Source organism: Bernardetia sp. MNP-M8, from assembly GCF_037126285.1.
Lineage (GTDB): Bacteria > Bacteroidota > Bacteroidia > Cytophagales > Bernardetiaceae > Bernardetia.
This window is the reverse complement of record NZ_CP147012.1, coordinates 190,160-211,524: the sequence shown is the minus strand read 5'-3', so window position 1 is coordinate 211,524 and position 21,365 is coordinate 190,160. Positions and strand designations below refer to the sequence as shown.

Genomic DNA, 21,365 nt, shown 5'->3' with positions numbered 1-21,365 from the left:
AAAAATAGGGTCTTATCAAATTTATTTTGAAATATATCTTTTTGATAGAAGAGAGTTTTTAGATAAATTATAAAACCAACCACTATTATTTGCTCCTATAATTTTTCCATTGGTATAAAGAATCAGTGTCGTATCTTTCTGAAAGACCATTACTTTATCCCACCCAACTCCTTTCCACATTGAATTTGGTTCTGACTTATTAATCTGACTTATAAAGTTATAAATCTCTAATTGCTCTGTAATAGGCTTTTTATTGAGTAATTGATTTGGTTCATCTTCAAAAATTGTGTCAGCCACAAATTCAATTCTTAATGTTTTTTTAGCATCTATTTCAAATTCTCTTGAGGAAAAAGTGGGTAATTCTTGTGTTAAAAAATAAGTGAGAGCATAAATAGAAAAAACAAGAAATAATACAAAACACGTTTTTGATATTAATTTCATAAATTGATTTTAATAAATTTTTCCAAATCTTGGACTACATTTTACCAAATCAAACTATATAGATTTTCTAAAAAAAAGTAAAAGATATAAGACTATTTCTAAAAAATTAAAACTTACAAAACACTATTTTAAAAATTTTGATATAAACATACGGCATTTTCAATAAATTTGCTTACTTTTAACTGTATTGTTAATAAATATGTTATTTTTTTAGTTTCAGCTATACAAAGAACAAAAACGATTTACATTTTGTCAAAATTTAAAATAAATACTGTTTCAGAAGCATACAAGCCTGAAAATCAAATAGAACCGTCTTTTTTGATTGAACCTTCGCTCAATTCAAAAAGTAAGAACGATGCCAAAAACACAAAACTCTACATTAAGCCAAAGGCTATAAAACAGATTTTTGAACACATTTCTTGGGGAGAAACAACAACTGAAAACGTTGTCGAACAAGGAGGCGTTTTGTTAGGAAAAGTCTTTTTTGATGAGAAAAAGAACCTTATGTATGGTGTAGTAGAGGAAGCTCTAGCAGGAAAACAAGCCCGAGGAAGTTCGGCTTATTTAGAAATGGATCATGAAGTTTGGAAAGAAATGCTAGATGAGTTTGATGCAATTTTGGATAAAGATGAAAACAAACAATGGCAAATGATTGGTTGGTATCATACTCATCCTAATAATCTTTCTGTTTTTATGTCAGGAACAGATATGGGAACACAACAGCGTTTTTTCTCCAATGATTGGCAATACGCTATAATTTTCAATCCTCATAAACAAATTTGGAAATCTTTTGTAGGAAATGAAGCTGTAGAATGTGCTGGAATGATTGTGAAGGATTAATTTTTTTTATAGCTTGTAAAATTATTATTTTTTAAAACCAGTTTGCCTATGTTTATAATAAGTTAAATTTCAAAAATCACTTTTGTATTTACTGGTAACTGATAACTGTTTATTGATAACTGTATATATGGATACTTATTTTTTCTATCCTGATTTAGAACTTGGACAACAAATTACACTTCCAGAAGAGGAAGCCAAACACCTCAAAACCCTTAGAGTAAGAGAAGGCGATTTTTTAGATATTGTAAATGGAAAAGGAATACTAGCAAAGGGAAAAGTGCTTTCGCCAAATGTTAAAAATTCATTGATAGAAATTACACAGATTGTAAGCACGGAAGCAAAACGTCCTTTTTACATTCATGTTGCTGTTGCTGCCACTAAAAGTTCGGATAGAATAGAATGGTTTTTAGAAAAGGCAATTGAAATTGGCATTGATGAAATTTCATTTATCGAAACAAGTAGAAGTGAATACAATCATCTAAAATCTGACCGATTAGTTAAGAAAAGTATTGCTGCAATCAAACAATCTTTGCGAGCAACACTTCCAAGAATAAATCCTCCTAAAGAATTTAAAGATTTTATAAAAAAATACCATTCTGATAGAAAGAACCAAACTAAACATGGCGAAGAAACGTTAGAAATTCAGCGTTTTATAGCTTATACGCCCACTGATACAAATGCTGTTTTAGAAAACTGTGCTACCAAAAATGCTTATTATTTGGTCTTGATAGGAAGTGAAGGTGGGTTTTCTCCTGAAGAAGTTCATCAAGCTCAACAATCTGGTTTTGAGTGTGTTAGTTTAGGAGAATACAGGCTACGAACAGAAACGGCAGCACTTTATTCGTGTATGGCTTTGAATAGTTTGAATAGGAAATAGAAAATGGAGATTGGGAATTAGGAAATAAAATCTCAAATCTTATGAAATTGTATTTCTCCTCTTCCTCCTTAAACTCTGTGGTTCAAAAACTGTATTCGTAATTTCTAATTCGTAATTGAAATAAAATGAAATATATATTAATAGTTCTTACTCTAGCTTTATTTTCGTTTGTTCCAAACAAATTAATTCTAAAACCAAAAGCTACTTATAAAATAGCTAAGTTAAAATATAATGGTGGTGGAGATTGGTATTCAAACAAAACATCTTTACCTAACTTAATAGAATTTTGTAATGAGAATCTAAAAACACAAATTGATAAAGAGGAAGAAGTCGTAGAGGTAGGAAGTGCAGAGCTTTTTAGTTATCCTTTTGTACACATGACAGGGCATGGAAATGTGGTTTTTTCGGCACAGGAAGCTCAAAACCTTCGTAATTACTTAATTGGAGGAGGTTTTTTGCATATTGATGATAATTATGGAATGGATAAATTTGTTCGCTTAGAAATGAAAAAAGTATTTCCCGAATTAGATTTTATCGAACTGCCGTATTCTCATGATGTTTATACTATCAATTATAAATTTCCAGACGGACTTCCAAAAATCCACGAACATGACGGCAAACCTGCACAAGGTTTTGGTTTGCTTTATGAAGGTCGTTTAGTTTGTTTTTATTCGTATGAATCTGACTTAGGAAATGGTTGGGAAGATTCTTCTATCCACAACGACCCAGAAGAGAAACGCCAAGCTGCCCTAAAAATGGGTGCTAATTTGGTTTTGTTTGCTTTTGTGCAATTAAAGTAACTTTTTGCTGCAAAAATATAGGATTATACGAATGTTAATAAAATGAAAATGTGTATAAAGTATTGTATATTTCTATAATAATTATGATATTAGCATCGCTAAATAATTAGCATATCACTAAAAATCATACATTTATTATGAGCAACTTAAAGAAAGATTTTAAAAAATTTGCTATTTCTAACAAGGTTTCTAATCAAGTTAGAGGTGGTTGGGGTTGGATTACTGTCACTTGTCGTAATTCTAGATATGAAATAGTTACTGTTCAAGAACAGACATGGGAAATGGTTCAAAGGATTATTGCACAAAATGGCTATACTGAATGTGGTTTTGTTTCTGATGGTGGTTTCTAGTATTTAAAGTTAAGACATAGTTTAGGCAGTACAATAAAATTTATTGTGCTGCCTATTTTTTATGAATAAATAGTACTATCATAAATTAATAGCAATAAATTGCTTTTTATGCAGAGTATTTTACAAAAAAAATCAGTAATTATTTGATGACTCAAAATAATTACTGATTTTTTTTGTGCAAAAATTCTATCTTTTAAACTATTGACAAATTACTTAATAAATAATAGTAACCGTTCCAGTTTGTTTTATGGTATTACTTTTATCTGTTGGATTTGTATAAGTTACTTCGTAGTAATACACTCCAGCAGGTACTTTTTTGCCTTTGTATGTTCCGTCCCAAAATGTAATTTCATCATCACTTCTTTTTTGAAGAGCTGAATATACTTCCATTCCCCAACGATCAAGGACTTTTATACGAAGGTTAGAATAAAAACGTCCAAATATTTCCCACTCTTCATTTAGATTGTCATTGTTTGGCGTAAATGCACTTGGAATAAAGATTTGAGGGTCGCAATTTGATTCTATTTCTAAGCTAGTAATTCCATTACACGCACTTGGATAAGCTGCTGTTACTCTAACTAGATAAGTTCCTCCAAATTCAGTAGAAAGCAAAGAATCTTGTCCTACCAGTTCATTGTTTTCATCAAACCATTGGTAACGATATGTTGCTGTAGAATCATAATTATTGATGGTTACACCAATTTGATGTAAAATACGGTCTGAATTTTCATCTTCAAAACACAAAATCGTATCTTTTGCTGACAACATAGGTGCTTCTTTGAAATCAACACGAATGCTATCTGTATAACTACATTCATTAATACTCACTTCTACATAATACAAACCACTTTTTCTGACACGAATAGAATCCGAAATTTGCCCTGTATTCCATAAATACGTTGCTCCTTCTGGACGCTCTGCACCAATAACGGCTGTATCTCCTTCACAAAGCTGCTTATCTGCGCCTAAATCTATTTTAGGTTGCACCAAAACGACTGTAGTATCAGTAGAAGAACAACCCAACGTATCAAAACCAGTAACAATATAGGTTGTTGTGTTGGTTGGATTAACCACAACAGTATCTCCACTTGCCGTTGGGGAATGCGACCACATATATGTTGCGCCTCCATTTGCAATAAACTCAACCGATTCACCTGCACAAATACTGATACTATCAGGAGTATTCAATGTAACTGTTGGAATAGCTTTAAATTGAACCAAAATACTCTTTTCTGTGCTTTGGCATACATTTGTATTCGTTCCATCTCCATAACTTCCAATGACTGTATACCTAAAAATACCTGCTGAATCCGAAGAAAACGTTATTTCTTGTGTTGTTTCACCAGTATTCCATAGAAAGTTGGTTGCTCCTGTTGCACGAAGCGTAATTTGTTCGCCTACACAAACCAATGTATCAGAAGCTATGATTTTTGTAGTCGCACTACGATTAAATGTAACAGTAATCAGACTTTCTGCCCCACAACGTCCCCCACCAAGTGTATCATAAACGCCTACTCTATAAGTTTGAGGCTCATAATTGATATTTGAAGAGTCTTGTTTGAATACATGAATAGCTGTTGTGTCAATTATTTCTCCTGTATTTTCATTTTTCCATTCATACACATAACGAGGCTGATGAGAAGGCAAAAAGGCATCTACTTCCACCGAATCATTCTCACAAATCACTACTTCTTCTGGAATATCAATCTCAGGGACAGGTACAACTCTAAATTTGATTGTATCTGCACTTGCTCCACAACGATTTGGAGTAGAGAAAATTCCTTTCACAATAAATGTGTAAAAACCTGCTTGAGTAGGTGTTACTTCAATAGTTTGAGTTGTTTCTCCATTACTCCATTGGTAGGAATCTGCGCCAACAGCTGAAAGTGTTTGTGTTTGACCTAGACATAATGTTTTGATAAAATTCGAATCAATCTGAACACCTGATTTTCTATCAAAACGAACAATAATTGTATCTAAAATAGAACAATTTCCTCCTCCAGTTAGATTAGGGTCAGTTACTTTTACCTCAAAACGATTGGCTATATAATTATCTACCATAGTCTGTCTGATAGCAATTTTGGATTTTGTAGAAACTACTGTATTGCTTTCAATCACTCTCCATTGATAATTAAAATTATTGTTATGTTCAGGACGGAAGGCATCAAGAACTAACGAATCTCCTTCACAAATACGAATTGTATCGCTTGTGGCAGTTGTTGTTATTCCTAAATCAATATTAGGTCGAACAAAAACTTCCACAGATTGAGTATAAGAACAATTTGCACTTGTTGTGGTATCAGTTATGGTGGCTGTGTATGTTCCACTTACATTTACAATAGCCACTTTAGAAGAATCTGAAGTAGAAACAATTCCATTTCCAAACCAATTGATAATCATTCCTTTAACATTACTTCTTTCAATACGAAGGGTATCAAAAGTAGAACAGTTTGGATTTTCGTGTCCTGTAATTACAAAATCAGGAGTAGGAGCAAAATTAATACGAACAGTATCACTAATCTGACATCCTCTTGGGTCTTGAACAACAAGGCTATAGGTATTTTCTTCTGTTACATCAAATATTGAATCTGTACCAATTATTGTATTTTGTCCTGCTACATACCATTGATAAGTTGTTCCTGCAAGATGTGATAAATCGCTTCCAATAAGTCTATAAGGCAAATCAGCTGGAGAACAAATGGTTCGGTCTTGTCCCAAATCTACAACTACTTCATCATCAAAATTGAATACTTTTACTCGGTTACTAATGGAAGAACAACGTGTGATAGCGTTTTCTAATCGAATAAAATATGTTCCTGTATCTAAAACAAAAAGAGTATCGTTGCCATTTCCTACTGAAATAGGATTTCCATCTGTATCTATTTTTTTCCAATCATAGATAAAATCTCCTTGAGGAGCGACAAGAAAAGCAGTATCAGTTTTACATTTATATTTATCGACTCCTAAATCTACCACAGGCAGAGGATAGACAATCATCGTCATGATACGGCTTGTATCAGGACAGCCATTTGTTTCTCCGATGACCCAAATTTTATCACCATTTTGGAAAGTACCTGCAATAGGTTCATATTCATTTGCAACTGCGCCTGCTGGCATAGGCAATCCATTTTTATAGAATACATAGTTAGTTGCTCCTTCTGCTACAAATTTTGTAGTTTGATTAGCACAAATGGAAGTGTCAGGTGAAGAAATAGTAACGTCTGGTTTTGGAGTAACTGTTACTTCTACTATTGTGGTAGGAACTGGCGATAATTCACAAAGGTCATTTGTAAGTGCCAGTGCTTGATATGTTCCCCCTTGTGATTGTACAATATAATCAAATGGACTTGAAGTTGTAGCTGTTCCCACAATTACTTGTTCAATAACAGGACTTCCTATTAATGGAGTTTTGCGATAAGTAAGTGTCATTGGAAAAGAACCACTAAGTCTAAACGTAATAGGTGTTTGGTCTCCATCACAAATATCTGTGCTGCCTATTAAACCAAGACCTAAAGGAGGAAGAAAATTAATAATAATTTCATCTTCTGAAATACAATCTACTCGTGGATTTGATATTTGAACCACATAGGTTTTAGTTACTATAATATTTGGTTGAAATTCATCTACATTTAATGATGCCCCTGTTCCCACTTGTGTTAAAACTGAGCCATTCTTCTCAAACCATTTTATTTGTGAAAAAGGAAGTAAATTAGGTGTTACATTAACTTCTAATGTTCTAATTCCATCTTCTGCACAGTAAGTTAATTCATCTGGTTCGTTTGTTTGTCCTACTTCTCTAATTTCACTACCAAAGAAAGTAACTGTTACTACATCTGTGAGTGGACAAGGATTACTAGCTCCATTTTCTAAATCAGTTATAGTAATTTCATAAACTCTAGTGCTTGAAAAATTATCTATTACCAATTCGAAGTCTGTACCCAAATCCACAGGATTGGCAGGGTCTGTAATATCTCTCCATTGATATTCTAATTGAGGATCATCTGCAATACCTGTACGAATAGTTTGTGCGCCTTGTGCATTACAGAAAAACAATTCATCATCACTAACTAATCCATCATGTTGTATGAGAGCTACTGGATAAAAAGTAACTACAATATCATCTGTTTGAAGACAAGAAAGTGTTTGATCAGGACGTAGAGCTTCCACTCTATAACGAGTAGTAGCAGAAAATTCATTTACAACAAGTGTACTTGAAGTTTCTGTTGGCATTAATACTCCATCCTTAAACCACTTATATGTTACATCACTAGGAAGGGGTGTTAGAGATGCTTCTATAGTTTGTTCGCCTTCTGAGTCACAAAAAGTTATTACGTCAGGAGTAGCACCATCAAAAACAATATCTACATCATGAGTAGGATCAAAAATAACTGTTATTTCATCAAATGTACTTCCGTTGCCTGCCGAACTACATTGAGTAGCTGCATTAACAACTTCAAGCTCATAGACTGTAGTAGCTGAAAAGTTATCTACTATCAAATTAGCAGTTGTACCTATTATTGTTGGGTCTCCTGCTATTCTCCAAATATATGAGTTATCTGTTGTATGAGAAACATCAAAACCACTAATAGTTTGTTGTCCTAAGCTATCACAAAGACGAATTTCATACACTGATGAACCTTGATATTTGATATCTGCAATCGCTGGAGGACTAAAAATTACTTCTGTTATATCCTTTTTTATACATCCATCTGCATTTTCGGTAGTGAGTTCATAGCTTCCCGAAACACTAACCGTAATATCTTGATTGGTACTAATTATAGTTGGGTCTGGAAGAAGACGCCATTCATAACGAATAAATCCATCAGGGGCTTCTAATGTATTATCTGTCGTTACTCCATCACAAAAAGCTACATCATCAGCTACATCTACTACTGTTTCTAGGCTACTTCCTGCAAGGTATCCATACGATTCAAAATTTCCGTATCCGTATACATAAGCTATAAAACCATCATTAGCTGGGGAAGAATTAGTAAGTGTATAAGTGCCTGGACTTACATTCCTACGTGCATACGACATATTCGAACCTGCAATAGCATCAAAAGTCATGGGTGTTCCTCCTAAAAGAATATTTGCTGTGTTTGTAGTTTTTGTGATTACATCTACGTGAAATGTATTTATGTTTCCAGTAGCTAAAGCTTCTAAGTTAATATCTTTTAATGTCTGTTGATTTGGAGAAAGAATAATGAAATAAGGATCTGCATTTTCAATAGGATTTCCATTTATATCGTTTTGTTGTGAAATAGTAAATTGTCCTACCATTATAGGTTGATTAGAATCAATAGTTCGTGGTGTATTGTTACCTTGAGTGCTAAATGTATGATATTCACCTCTATTTAATGTGATAGGGGTAGGTTGTCCACTAATTGTTACTACTGTTCCATCTGCTTGTGCCATGATTCTAAAATAGTCATAACTACGAAGTACAGCAGGGTTCTCTCTTACTGAAGGAACTGTAACAAAATTTCTTCCCCAAGTATTTATAGATGGTATTTGTTCATAGGCATGGTCAGAAGAGTTTCCATCTATATTTACACGGATATTACCAGAAAAAACAGCAATGGGTTTGTCTGAACTAATAAGGCTTCCTGTAAGATCAGTATTTGATCCATTTGTGCCAGAAGAACGTACTAAATAAGTTTGTCCTCTATTAAGAGTAATATCAATTGGTGTATTTGCAGCACTTCCTGTTGAAGTATTCCTTGAAGGAGTGACAGAAATAGCTGTGTTGTCTTCTGTAGCTACTATTAAAAATACAGATCCCCAACCATTGGGAGTGAATGACATGGTATAATATTCTGTACCTAATGCTTCCAAAGGGAAAATTAAAGCTACATCAGCCGAGTTTAACTTTCTATTAAGAGCATACAAACTTATAGGATCAGAAACACTTACAAAAACACCTTTATTTTGTGGTATTTGTGCAGCATTAACAAGATAGTCAGAAGCAGGAGTTAAATTGATTTGTTGAGAACCATTAGCAGGTACATTTATATTCTGTACTACCACAGTTCCTGCTGTCGAAGATACCGTACCAGTAGCTGCAACACGAGAAGTAACATATAATTTAGTATCAATACCAGACGTTCCATCATGATCCAAAAATCCCACCCAAAATTCTCGTCCTTCAGAAGTACGAATACAAGGATCTTGAGCAAAAATATAAAACGAAGGGACTAAAAATAACGTAAAAAGTAAAAATAAAAATAGTTTTTTCATTGGTTGATAATATTGTATATAAGAGTATTAACTTTATATGAAGACTTATTTGATAAATAGTATAAATTATATACTAATAAAAAAATAGTTAATTTAATTAATAGTAAAACGAATAAATGCGAACAAAATTTTCTATTTACTATTTTTCTTTAATCCAAAATAAATTTTGATTATATTGAGTAAAGAGTTACAAATATACTTATTATCATTGTAATTATAAGATTTTAAGAATTAATTATTACTCCGAATTAAAGTCTATAATGCCTATACTAAAGAGTTTTTTTTAATTTTTCTTAAAAAAAGAAAAGTATAATAGCTTAAAAATAATAAATACACACAATTACACTTTCTAAACTATTTGAAATTATGACTCAAGAAATTGCAGCCCATGAAATATTACAACTTATTATTCGGAAAAAACCACTTTGGAAATGGAAGAAACAATGTGTTTATACAGATGGAATAGACAAGACCTTTCTTAAACTTACTTTTTTTGATGAGAATAATAGTCAAATTGGAAAGACATGCTTTCAATTAGAGACAGGAATAGTACAATTTAGCACAATTACGCAAGAATGTTCGCCAACAACAGTAGTAGATTTTTTATTGGAAATACTAGAACAAACTAATAAATAATATCTAAACATATTTTATACCCACCTTCAATTAAAATTGAATATTATGTTTTCTAAACATCCTAATAAAAAATCATTCCTTTCTTTTGATTTTTATGCACAAGCTGCTTTTACTGGAGTGGCTGTTGTGCTTGCCATTTTATCTATTTTTGATACTCTCTTTATGGCTTTTGGTTTGTGGCTGGTTGTTCCTGTGGCAATTTATAATTCAGTAGGACTCTTGATTCATATTTTTATGGGTAGTTACTCTAAAAATATAGTTCTGCTCAGAATAGTTCATGCTATTTTGGGTTTTTCTTCTATTGTGGGACTATTATTTTATATCAAAGATAATTTAATAGATGAAGGACTCGTATTTTATGTTATTTCAGCTATTCCTTTTGTTTTTTTGTTGTCTTATTTTCTTATTACTTGGCAAGATTTTAAAGCTATGAAAAAAAATCACAATCATTTAAAATCTAAATAGAATTTTATACCTATGAAAAAATCAACTTTCAATCCTGATAAACATAAATTCTTAACAATTGATTTTTATATTCAAGGTTTTTTCTTTGCCTTAACTCTGATTTTTGGGTTTTTATCTTGTATCAATGGATATTTTGTGATTTTGGGTCTTTTTGGTTTGATTCCTATTGCTCTTTATAATTCTGTTGGGCTGACATATCATATTCTTCAAGGGAGTTATTCAAAAGAAGTAGAAAGGTTTCGAAAAATACATGCTATAAGTGCAGTGGTTTACTTAATTACTTTTATACTGATTTTTCTTGTTTTTGATAATCCAGCAAATACAAACAAAATTACTCTTATTATTTTTTGGGCAATACCTCCATTTTTTCTGATAGCTTACTTTTTCATTACTTGGCAAGATTGGAAGGCAATGAAGAATCTCAATAATTGATTTACTATAGATGACATAGAGTCTAATATTCTAATAACCAAAAACTCTATTTTTTCGTTATCTACTTATATGAACATATAAACAAATGTTAATTTATATATTCTTAAAAATTTAAAAGGGGAAAAATAATTACTTGCTAAAAACTAAAAATCAATTATGGAATCTAATTTAAAAAATAATATAGAATCTAATCTTGAAGAAAAAACATTGCAAATTGATGTAGAAACACTAGAAAGAGCTGCTTTTATTCTCAAAACTGTTGCTCATCCTGTTCGTTTAGGTATTTTGAAATTATTGGAAAAAGAGGAGCGTTTGTCAGTAAATCAAATTTGTGAAGGCTTGGAAGTCGAACAATCACTTACTTCTCATCACCTCTCAAATATGAAATTAAAAGGAATTTTGTCTTCCAAAAGAGAAGGAAAAAACGTTTATTATTCGCTTAGAGAACGAAATATCTTGAATCTTTTTAAGTGTTTGGAAGGATGTGATTGTATTATGTTTTAGAGAAAAAATCAATAAAAAAGCTAGTTCAAAAATAAGATTTGAACTAGCTTTTTTTTAATATTTAATTCAAATTGTGGATTACAAGTACCTCAGACTTCCTAGTCTGAATGGATAGCATTTTGAACTTTTAGTTGCTCATTATATTATTCACACAGACTAGGAAGTCTATGATACGCAACTTGAGTTATTTATCTTCTTTCTTTGCTAACATCTTTTCAATACTAGATGAAGCTACAAAGTGATAATTTGGTTTTGCTTCTTCGTAAATTTCTTTTGCTAAAGGAATCGTTTTTTCGTTTGCGATAAGTTCTGAATAGATAGGACTTAAAAACTTTCTTCGCCCTACATTTACCAAGAATTTACGCAGTTGAGGATACGACTTTTCATATTGGTTATGAGCTACTTTTACAAGCCATTCTCCCAAAACTTCATTGTTTCCAGTTTCTGAAAATTTAAATTTTTTGTCTAATTCATCCATTTGTTGTGAACTAAGCTGATTTGGTAAAGCACGAAGGAAGAATAACCATTGTTGATATGTCCAATCTTTTGTGTCTAATTGTGCTGCTGGTGTTCCATCTTTCCAAGATTGTGCTGCTGCAATAGATTTGTCGTAACGTTCAGATTCAATTTTTGGAATATTAGCAGGAATGCCTGTTTCATAAATCCATTTTTTTGGATTGATAGTTTCCATAGAACCTTCTACTTGTGACAAAAGATTTTTATCTAAATAAGTTAAGAAGTCTTCTGTATTTGTTGTTTTGAAAGCATATTCAGTAAAATACTTATTTAAAAAAGTATCAAATTTTTCACGACCTACTGTGTTTTCAATTAATTTTAAGAGATAAAAACCTTTGTCGTAAGCAATTGAAGTTACTCCATCATCTGGATTACGGTCTGTAAGATCTAATTTGAGTTTTGTGTCTTCTGCACTTCCTGCTGAAGTCATGGCAGCTACTTCACTTTTTAAATCTTGGTATGAAATAAGAGCTAACATTTCAGCATAATCTTTTCCATAGACTTCTTCCATTATTCTGTTTTCAAAATAAACAGTAAAACCTTCGTTAAGCCAAAAGTCATTCCACGTCGCATTAGTTACCAAATTTCCAGACCAAGAGTGAGCTAATTCGTGAGCAACTAAAGAAGTGAGCGAACGGTCGCCAGCCAAAATAGTAGGTGTTGCAAAAGTAAGACGAGGATTTTCCATTCCTCCAAAAGGAAAACTAGGAGGTAATACAATCAAATCATAACGTCCCCATGCGTATTTGCCATAAAGCGTTTCGGCAGCTTCTAACATTTTATCCATTTCCTCAAACTCATAAGCAGCTTTACTAATTACAGAAGGTTCTGCATACACACCTGTACGTTCGCCAATTGGCTGAAAACGTAAATCGCCAACTGCAAGAGCTAAAAGATAAGCAGGAATTGGTTGCTCCATCTTAAAACTATAAATACCTGAGTCATTTTTTTGCTGTGGATTTTCTGCACTCATTACTGCCATAAGGTCTTTAGGAACAGTTACCTCAGCCGTATAAGTAAAACGAATACCTGGACTGTCTTGTGTAGGAACCCATGTACGAGCCAAAATAGCCTGTGATTGAGTAAACAAAAATGGACTTTTCTTTCCTGCTGTTTGTGAAGGAGAAAGCCATTGTAGAGCCTCTGCATCTGATGAGGTTTTGTAAGTAATGGTTACTTTTTTAGACTCATCGGTAACTGGAATAGTCAGTTTTTGCCCCAAATTTTTGTCTTCTGTTGCAAGTTCGAAGTTTGCTTTTTGTCCATCTACTTCTACATTTTCGATGGTCAGGCTACGAGTATCTAAATAGATCTTGTCTATATTATTTTGTATTTCTACATCATAAGTAGCAATTCCTGAAAGCATTTTATTTTCAAAATCTACATTTAATTTTAAGTCTAAATGTGTGATTTTTGCATCTTCTGGCATAGCAAAAGTATGAATATCAGTGGGCGTTGAAGTAGTCATTTGATTAGTAGAATCAATTTCTGTAATAGAATCAGTTGTTTCTATTGATTTTTTCTCTGGATTACAAGCTGTAAAAAGAGAAAATAAAACCAAACTAGAGAATATAGTTTTTAATTGTAATGAAAAATGTTGCATAGAGTAATTTTTGTGTTTGTGTCATTGGTGAGAACACCAACAACGGCAGGATGAATGATAAATGAATTACTTATCAATCAAATTTTAATAAAAAACGAAAATACAAAAAAAAGAATCTTAATCTAATAAATGGATAGATTAAGATTCTTTAAAAAGTGTACTTTTATTATAACATAAAATCAAAGGTTATGCTTCTGCGCTATCTCCTTTTGCATTTTCAATTTGATTTTTTGCCTTATCAGCAAGTTCATTTGCTTTTGCCTTTGCATCTGCTGCAAGCGTATTAGCACGTTCTTTCATTGATTCGTTGAACTGATTTACTTTGTGCTTTGTAATTTCTACTTGTCCTTCCAACTCTTCTAAAAGGTCATTTGACTTGCGAGCAATACGACCACGAGTTTTGTCGCCTGCTTCTGGTGCCATCAAAACGCCTACTAATGCACCTACTGCTAAACCTGCAATGAATGTTACTACGCCTAAACCACCGTTATCTGAATTTGCCATAAAAATAATATAGATTAAAAATGATGAATAATATAAAAAATTGTCTGTATCGTTTTGAACGGAAATACTGAAAGATAAGCCAAATTAACAAAAATTTAACTTTTCTAAAAAGAAAATCTCAAAATTAATGTGAAATTTTCTTTCATTTTTCTACAAAAAAGTTATTTCCTTGTGTTATTTTTTTCTAGTTATATAAAATCATTCTCTTAACGCACCAAAAAAAAAAAGGTTCAGTAAAATGTACATTTTTAGCGACTTATTACCCATTATTTTTCTTCTCTAATTTTCTTAAAAAATAAAGCACTTATATCTTTATCAAAATAGTTGTAAAAATAATAATTTAGTGTATAAAACAAGAAATCATTATTTGTCAAGATTGAAATATTTATATCTATTTTGCTTCAAACCAAAACTGCATAAAATTTATTTCAACTGGTGATTGAATAAAAAAATCATAGTTTTAATTTTTATAATACAATATAAGGCTTGTTTATAGGGTTAATCCATAGAAGATTAGTGTATTTTAAGAACCTCATAATTCGTAAAACGATTATAGCTAACTAATTAAGAAAACACTACTCTTTCATAATCAATTTACTACCTTTATAAAGTTATATAAAATGAACACAAGACAAACCCTTATATGTGTGTGTATTTTGTCTCTATTTTTTATTCAAAACCTTGTAGCACAAAACTATCCTTTTCCTCAACAAAAAAATTGGGCAAATAGCATTAAACCTAATCATATTTCACAAAATCAACTAGATACAGATGTAGCAAATTATTACAAAGATTGGCGTGACAATTTTTTAAAACCAACTACCATGACTGGTGGATATTATGTAAAAGGAGGATGTACTAATTGTAGCGAACCTGCCAAAGGAACTTCTGAAGGACACGGTTGGGGAATGCTTATCACCGTTCTGATGGCAGGTCATGATAGTAATGCCAAAACTTACTATGATGGGCTTTACAACTATTTTGACCAACATCGTAGCACCATAAATAATGAACTAATGAGCTGGATGGTAGAAAATTCGGAAAATGGAGGTGAAAATTCAGCTACTGATGGTGATTTTGATATTGCTTATTCCCTTATTTTGGCGCATTATCAATGGGGTTCTGATGGACAAATTAATTATCGTCAAGAAGCTATTGATATGATTAATAAAGGTCTTAAATTAGGCTCAATGAATACACAAAGCAAGCGAGTTATGTTAGGTGACTGGGATACCAATGCTTACACTACACGTTCTTCTGATTGGATGACTGCTCAAATGCGTGCCTACGGACAGATTACAGGAGATAGTTTTTGGACAGAATCTATTGATGTAGCCTATAATATTATGAGTCAGATTCGCCAAAATTATTCACCTAACACAGGTTTGATGCCTGATTTTGTGATAGGCAGCACTCCACAACCTGCTACTCCTAATTTTTTGGAAGCAGATACAGATGATGATTACTCTTGGAATGCGTGTCGTTTTCCTTGGCGTGTAGCAATGGATTATGGGCATTATGGAAATATAGATTCTAAAACAACTGTAAATAAAATTGTCAATTGGGCAAAAAGTACGACTAATAATAATCCATCTCAATATAAAGCAGGTTATACATTGAGTGGCACACCTTTATTTTCTTATACATCAAAAGCATTTACAGCTCCATTAATTGTGGCAAGTACCGTTGATATAAGTCATCAAGCTTTCTTAAATGATGGTTGGGATCATTTGAAAACAGGTTATTACGATTATTATGATGCAACCATCAATCTTTTATGTATGCTTTATATTTCTGGAAATTGGTGGAAACCAGAGATTAATCCAGATACTACAACTAATCTATATCCTACAATAAGTTTTACTTCCCCAACTAATAACACTACTTTTCAAGAAGGTCAATCCATTACCTTAACAGCTACAGCAAATGATAGCGATGGACAAATAGTAAAAGTAGAATTTTATAGCAACAATCAGAAGATTGGAGAAACTCAAACGTCGCCTTATACTTTTAGTTTTGATAATGCTAGTATAGGAAGTTATCAATTTACTGCCAAAGCAACAGATAACGAAGGAGCAAGCACTACTTCTGATATTGTTACAATAGTAGTTGAAGGTGATATAGATATTCCAAATGTAGCACCTACAATAAGTTTTACTTCGCCAACTAATAACACTGTTTTTCAAGAAGGTCAATCTATTAATCTAACAGCTACAGCAAATGATAGCGATGGACAAATAGTAAAAGTAGAATTTTATAGCAACAATCAGAAAATTGGAGAAACTCAAACCTCACCTTATGCTTTTAGTTTTGATAATGCTAGTGTCGGAAATTATCAATTTACTGCCAAAGCAACAGATAACGAAGGGGCAAGCACTACTTCTGAGATTATCACAGTAGTGGTAGAAGATAATACTGGAGGTGGAAATACAAACTGCTCTTTTGGAACTCCTACCTCAACAAGTTTACCTAATCTAAACAAATCCTATACAAATCTTCATGTCATAGGTAATGGACCTGACTTGAGTAATATTATAAATTTTAGTATTAATTGGCAAAATGAAAGTTCACATTTTGGTTTGTATCAATTATCTATGAGTACAAACAATGGACAACCTAATTGGTGGGTAAATCTACTTCAAGGAACGACACACTCGTTAAATCTTTCGCAACCTACTCTTACACTAAGCAATACAGGTATTAGTGGCTTTGATGGAACATATTATGCTGCAATAGATGGAAATAATTTTGTGTTAGTTTCTACAAGCTCTAATTTTACTATCTATTTTAGTAATTCTTCTGTTGCCCCTTCGTGTAATGAAGAAAGTACATTAATCAAAAAATCTGCATTCATTTTATATCCAAATCCTACAACAGATGAAATACGCATAGCAGGAAAAGAAGAAAGTGTAGAAGTAAAAATATATGATGTCAGTGGAGCATTGCATATTTCTCAAACCTTAAATTTAGCAGCAGGAAAAAATCTAATTAATCTCAGACAACTGAATAATGGAATATATTATATAAAAATAGTTGGAAAGGATGCTACTGAACATCTACAAATTTTTAAAGAATAAATTTTAGTTTCTTTTTAATATTGGTTCTATTTCTAGTCTGACCTAAATCAAGTTCAATCTATTTAGGTCAGACTTTTTATTGTAAGAATGTCTGTTAGATTTGCAATATCAGAATTGACTAATTTATTTCGATATTGACTTTAATTACCTACTTTTAAAGACTCTAAAGAATAAAGGTTATCACAGTTATTTTTGTATAACAGTCTTCCAGAATGTTGAATTTCATAAAATACTATTTTTGATGTTCAGACGGGAAGTCTGAATTACCTTAATACAAACTGTGATAAGGTTTAATATAATCTATCTATCATACTAACAAACAAAATATGGAAAATACACCTACTCCCAACAACGAGCAATCTCCAAACAAATCAAATGACCCTTTGCACGGAGTAAAATTAGCTGATATAGTAGAAACCTTAGTAGAAAAACAAGGCTGGGAAAAAATGGCTAAAGAAGTAAATATTAACTGTTTCAAAAATGACCCTTCTATTAAATCTAGTCTGACATTTTTGCGAAAAACACCTTGGGCTAGAGAACAGGTGGAAAAATTATATTTGAGAGTCATTAAAAAGTAGGATCTTTGCCCTTGTCGGTGTCTCATCGACGACACAGAGTTCAACATAAAAAAACTCCATTCTCTTCAAAAGAAGAAAATAGAGTTTTCTAAACTAAACGAGTTTTCAATAAATTTATACCAATTTATCGATACGGTTTTGAAGTTCTTTTTTTGTAGTTGTTCCAACAATTTTCTCTACAATCTCGCCATCTTTAAAGATAAGAATTGTAGGAATATTACGAACACCATATTTTACAGTAAGTTCTGAGTTAGAATCTACGTCTACCTTTGCGATTTTTGCTTTTCCAGCATACTCATCAGAAAGCTCATGAACGATAGGAGTCATCATTTGACAAGGTCCACACCATTCTGCCCAAAAATCAACCAAAACAGGTTGGCTTGAAGAGATAAGTTCTGTAAAAGTTGCTTGTGTTGCTTCAATAGCTGCCATAATAAAAAATGTTTTTATTTAGTAAAAAATGAATTAAAATTTTATAAAAATGAAAATGATTTTAGTCTTTCCCAAATATATTGTTTTGTATTCTCAAGGTTGTACAAAAATAATGCTTTCTGCTGTTTCTTATTTCAGAAAATTAATTGTACTGTCATTTAGTCAGTAGTTACAATTAGATTGAGAAGTAATAGTTTTTAGCAAAAAGCCAATATCATAACATAAAAATAGCTTTTCTGTTCAAAAATATAAAAAGGTTAAGACTTTGTAAATGCTAAAACAAGAATCAAAATTTTGAGTATTTTTGTAAAATGACAAGTAAAACAGATTTTTTAGTCTGTTTTTTAAAAAAACTTTAAATGAAAATTTACACAGATTAGCAAGTCTGTGATATAAAAAAACAGCTATGAAAAATACAACCACGACAATCACACCAGAGCAAATAAACGAACTTATCAAAAATAGAAGAACTATTTTTCCTCATGAATGCACAGGCGAAAAAATTGATGATAAAATAATTTGGCAACTTTTAGAAAATGCTACTTGGTCGCCTAATCATGGAAAACTAGAGCCTTGGCAATTTTTTGTTTTTGCTGACGAAACAAGAGAAAAACTAGGCGATTTTTTGATAAAATTATATAAAAAACTAACTCCAAAAGAAGACTATAATGAAATGAAGGCAACTAAACTACGCAACCGAATGAGTGAATCTTCTCATATTATTGTAGTGGTTGCAAAGACAAATCAAAACCCACGAATTCCAGAAATTGAAGATATAGAAGCTGTTGCCTGTGGAATTCAGAACTTACAACTTTCTGCTACTGTTTATGGCTTGGCAAGTTATTGGGGAACTGGTGCGCTCGTTTATGCAGAAGAAACTCATTCACAATTAGGATTGTCTGACAATGAAAAAGTAGTTGGTTTTCTTTATTTGGGTGTTCCAAAAGATGATTTAGTAAAAGAAGCAACACGAAAACCAATACAAGAAAAAGTAGTTTGGATAAAATAAAATAGTGATAAATGGTGAAATATTTATTCAGCGAAGCTAATTGTGAATGAATGCAATAAATAAGGAATATAAAATGAATAAATTTACACTTTGAAAAATTCACGCATTAATAAACAGGGTTTTAACCCTGTTTTTATAGATAGCTAAAAATGTAAATTTATTTTTGTAGTCTTCCTAAGAAGTCAGAGTTTCTATTCATAATTTATAATTCACCATTTATAATTCACAATTATTCCTCGTATTTTTGTTTTCTGATAAAATAAACCACAAACCCAGTTTAATTTTGAATAATAACGACACTATTCTCACTATTTCAGATGTTCGAAAAGAATATCATAATCATACTGCCCTTGCAGGTGTTAGTCTCTCAATTCCTAAAGGAAGTATTTATGGACTTTTAGGACCTAATGGAGCAGGAAAAACTTCGCTTATTCGTATCATTACTCAAATTACGGGTGCAGATAGTGGTAAAATATTTTTTGAAGGAGAAGAGCTTTCTCCAAAGCATATTTCTCAAATTGGTTATTTGCCTGAAGAACGAGGACTTTATCCAAAAATGAAAGTAGGCGAACAACTTATTTATTTAGGGAGATTAAAAGGAATTCCGAGAGATGAAATTCAGAAAAAATTAAAATATTGGCTTACTACTTTCCAAATGAAAGAATGGTGGGACAAAGAAGTAGGAGGACTTTCGAAAGGAATGCAGCAAAAAGTGCAATTTGTAGCAACCGTTTTGCATGACCCAAAACTATTGATTTTAGATGAGCCTTTTTCTGGTTTTGACCCAATTAATGCCAATCTTTTGAAAGATGAAATTCTTAAACTTCAACAAAAAGGTACAACTGTTATTTTTTCGACACATAGAATGGAATCAGTTGAGGAACTTTGTGACACGATAGCACTAATTAATAAATCTCATAAAATATTTGAAGGCAAAAAGGCAGATATAAAAATGAGCCATCGAACACATATTTTTGAAGTTCAGACTGATAAACCTATCACAGAAAGTGGTCAGTATTTTGAAATCTTGGAAAAAAGTAAGCAAACAGATTTTCAAACCTATATTACATCTGTAAAAATAAATGAAAATGCTCCTAAAAATGCACTAGTACAAGAACTTACTACAAATAAAATTAGCGATAACTACGAAATAATTTCTATGCAAGAAAAACTACCTTCCATTAATGATATTTTTATAAAAATGGTTGAAGAGAAATAAAGCTTGTTTTATCTCGTCACTGGAGACACCAACAATGGTAAGGCTACAAATTTCGTTGCATCAAATAAGGAAAGACGGGTATAATTAAAAGATAGGTCTTTCCTATATCAGAAAAATAAAATAGGATAATAAAAAATGCAAAAAGATACTTATAAACATCAAGGATTAAGAAGACAGCTTGTTGACGAAATTATTCAAATGGGAATAAAAGATGATGCTGTTTTGAATGCTATCTTGACTGTTCCTAGGCATTTTTTTATGGATAGTGCTTTTTTAGAACATGCCTATCAAAATAAGGCTTTTTCTATTGGAGAAGGACAAACTATTTCTCAACCTTATACTGTTGCTTATCAAAGTGAACTTCTAGGCATACAGGAATTTGAATCGAATAAAACACTGAAAATTCTTGAAATAGGAACAGGTTCTGCTTATCAAACAGCTATTTTGGTACAGCTTTGTAAGAATAAAAAAGCGCAAATAACAAGTATAGAATTTCATGAAAATCTATATCAAAAAGCAAAACATACTTTAGAAAATTTACATAATTATTCAGAAAAATTTGATTTTCAAAGTATAGATTTAGTTTGTGGAGATGGTTCACAAGGATATTCTAAAAATGCGCCTTATGATAAGATTTTGGTAACAGCAGCCACACCAAATTCTCCTCAAGCCTTTAAAGAATGGTTTAATCAGTTGAATATAGGAGGACAAATAGTTGTTCCTGTTGGAAACCGTAAAAGCCAAATTATGTGTCGTTATACCAAAAAAGACGAAAAAACTATAGAACAAGAAAACTTTGGAGGTTTTCGTTTTGTGCCTCTTTTGGGAGAAAAAGGCTTTTAAAA

18 protein-coding genes are annotated in these 21,365 nt (G+C 31.8%); 13 read left to right on the top strand and 5 right to left on the bottom strand.

Annotated features, from left to right (window positions below; translation table 11 throughout):
- Positions 1-21 precede the first annotated feature (21 nt).
- Entirely contained in the window at positions 22-441 is a 420-nt protein-coding gene (locus tag V9L04_RS00895) for a hypothetical protein (protein ID WP_338792174.1), read from the bottom strand.
- A gap of 249 nt (positions 442-690) precedes the next feature.
- On the opposite strand from V9L04_RS00895, the gene V9L04_RS00890 reads away from it, so the two are divergent.
- The 4 genes from V9L04_RS00890 (at position 691) to V9L04_RS00875 (ending at position 3,308) form a co-directional block, all read left to right on the top strand.
- Positions 691-1,281, top strand: coding sequence for a hypothetical protein (locus V9L04_RS00890; protein ID WP_338792173.1), 591 nt, complete (start codon positions 691-693; stop codon positions 1,279-1,281).
- 127 nt (positions 1,282-1,408) lie between these two features.
- Entirely contained in the window at positions 1,409-2,158 is a 750-nt protein-coding gene (locus V9L04_RS00885) for an RsmE family RNA methyltransferase (RefSeq protein WP_338792172.1), read from the top strand.
- A 125-nt stretch (positions 2,159-2,283) separates the two neighbouring features.
- Entirely contained in the window at positions 2,284-2,958 is a 675-nt protein-coding gene (locus V9L04_RS00880) for a DUF4159 domain-containing protein (RefSeq protein WP_338792171.1), read from the top strand.
- Positions 2,959-3,095: 137 nt separating this feature from the next.
- Positions 3,096-3,308 (top strand): hypothetical protein, encoded by a 213-nt coding sequence (locus V9L04_RS00875; protein WP_338792170.1) that lies wholly within the window; start codon positions 3,096-3,098, stop codon positions 3,306-3,308.
- Positions 3,309-3,521: 213 nt separating this feature from the next.
- On the opposite strand, the gene V9L04_RS00870 is transcribed toward V9L04_RS00875, so the two are convergent.
- Entirely contained in the window at positions 3,522-9,545 is a 6,024-nt protein-coding gene (locus V9L04_RS00870) for a gliding motility-associated C-terminal domain-containing protein (protein ID WP_338792169.1), read from the bottom strand.
- Positions 9,546-9,911: 366 nt separating this feature from the next.
- Here V9L04_RS00870 and V9L04_RS00865 point away from each other — a divergent pair, with 366 nt between their 5' ends.
- The 4 genes from V9L04_RS00865 (at position 9,912) to V9L04_RS00850 (ending at position 11,582) form a co-directional block, all read left to right on the top strand.
- Positions 9,912-10,181 (top strand): hypothetical protein, encoded by a 270-nt coding sequence (locus tag V9L04_RS00865; protein ID WP_338792168.1) that lies wholly within the window; start codon positions 9,912-9,914, stop codon positions 10,179-10,181.
- 45 nt (positions 10,182-10,226) lie between these two features.
- Positions 10,227-10,646 carry a hypothetical protein gene (locus V9L04_RS00860; RefSeq protein WP_338792167.1) on the top strand — a complete coding sequence of 140 codons (420 nt, stop codon included), beginning with the start codon at positions 10,227-10,229 and terminating at the stop codon, positions 10,644-10,646.
- A 12-nt stretch (positions 10,647-10,658) separates the two neighbouring features.
- The gene (locus V9L04_RS00855; RefSeq protein WP_338792166.1) at positions 10,659-11,078 is read left to right on the top strand and encodes a hypothetical protein; all 420 of its coding nucleotides are present in this window, start codon (positions 10,659-10,661) and stop codon (positions 11,076-11,078) included.
- A 156-nt stretch (positions 11,079-11,234) separates the two neighbouring features.
- Complete coding sequence (locus V9L04_RS00850; RefSeq protein WP_338792165.1) at positions 11,235-11,582, top strand: metalloregulator ArsR/SmtB family transcription factor; 348 nt, start codon at positions 11,235-11,237, stop codon at positions 11,580-11,582.
- Positions 11,583-11,766: 184 nt separating this feature from the next.
- On the opposite strand, the gene V9L04_RS00845 is transcribed toward V9L04_RS00850, so the two are convergent.
- Both V9L04_RS00845 and V9L04_RS00840 read right to left on the bottom strand, forming a co-directional pair.
- Entirely contained in the window at positions 11,767-13,701 is a 1,935-nt protein-coding gene (locus V9L04_RS00845) for a M1 family metallopeptidase (protein ID WP_338792164.1), read from the bottom strand.
- A 186-nt stretch (positions 13,702-13,887) separates the two neighbouring features.
- Positions 13,888-14,205 carry a YtxH domain-containing protein gene (locus V9L04_RS00840; protein WP_338792163.1) on the bottom strand — a complete coding sequence of 106 codons (318 nt, stop codon included), beginning with the start codon at positions 14,203-14,205 and terminating at the stop codon, positions 13,888-13,890.
- A 620-nt stretch (positions 14,206-14,825) separates the two neighbouring features.
- Here V9L04_RS00840 and V9L04_RS00835 point away from each other — a divergent pair.
- Both V9L04_RS00835 and V9L04_RS00830 read left to right on the top strand, forming a co-directional pair.
- Positions 14,826-17,282 (top strand): glycosyl hydrolase family 8, encoded by a 2,457-nt coding sequence (locus V9L04_RS00835; protein ID WP_338792162.1) that lies wholly within the window; start codon positions 14,826-14,828, stop codon positions 17,280-17,282.
- 326 nt (positions 17,283-17,608) lie between these two features.
- Positions 17,609-17,860: a VF530 family protein gene (locus V9L04_RS00830; protein ID WP_338792161.1), complete on the top strand. Its 252-nt coding sequence runs from the start codon at positions 17,609-17,611 to the stop codon at positions 17,858-17,860.
- A gap of 114 nt (positions 17,861-17,974) precedes the next feature.
- Here V9L04_RS00830 and trxA read toward each other — a convergent pair whose 3' ends face one another.
- Positions 17,975-18,292 carry a thioredoxin gene (gene trxA / locus V9L04_RS00825; protein WP_338792160.1) on the bottom strand — a complete coding sequence of 106 codons (318 nt, stop codon included), beginning with the start codon at positions 18,290-18,292 and terminating at the stop codon, positions 17,975-17,977.
- A 406-nt stretch (positions 18,293-18,698) separates the two neighbouring features.
- Between trxA and V9L04_RS00820 the strand changes: the two genes are divergently transcribed.
- The 3 genes from V9L04_RS00820 (at position 18,699) to pcm (ending at position 21,363) form a co-directional block, all read left to right on the top strand.
- The gene (locus V9L04_RS00820) at positions 18,699-19,301 is read left to right on the top strand and encodes a nitroreductase (RefSeq protein ID WP_338792159.1); all 603 of its coding nucleotides are present in this window, start codon (positions 18,699-18,701) and stop codon (positions 19,299-19,301) included.
- Positions 19,302-19,584: 283 nt separating this feature from the next.
- Entirely contained in the window at positions 19,585-20,520 is a 936-nt protein-coding gene (locus V9L04_RS00815) for an ATP-binding cassette domain-containing protein (RefSeq protein ID WP_338792158.1), read from the top strand.
- A 135-nt stretch (positions 20,521-20,655) separates the two neighbouring features.
- Positions 20,656-21,363, top strand: coding sequence for a protein-L-isoaspartate O-methyltransferase (gene pcm, locus V9L04_RS00810; protein WP_338792157.1), 708 nt, complete (start codon positions 20,656-20,658; stop codon positions 21,361-21,363).
- Positions 21,364-21,365 lie beyond the last annotated feature (2 nt).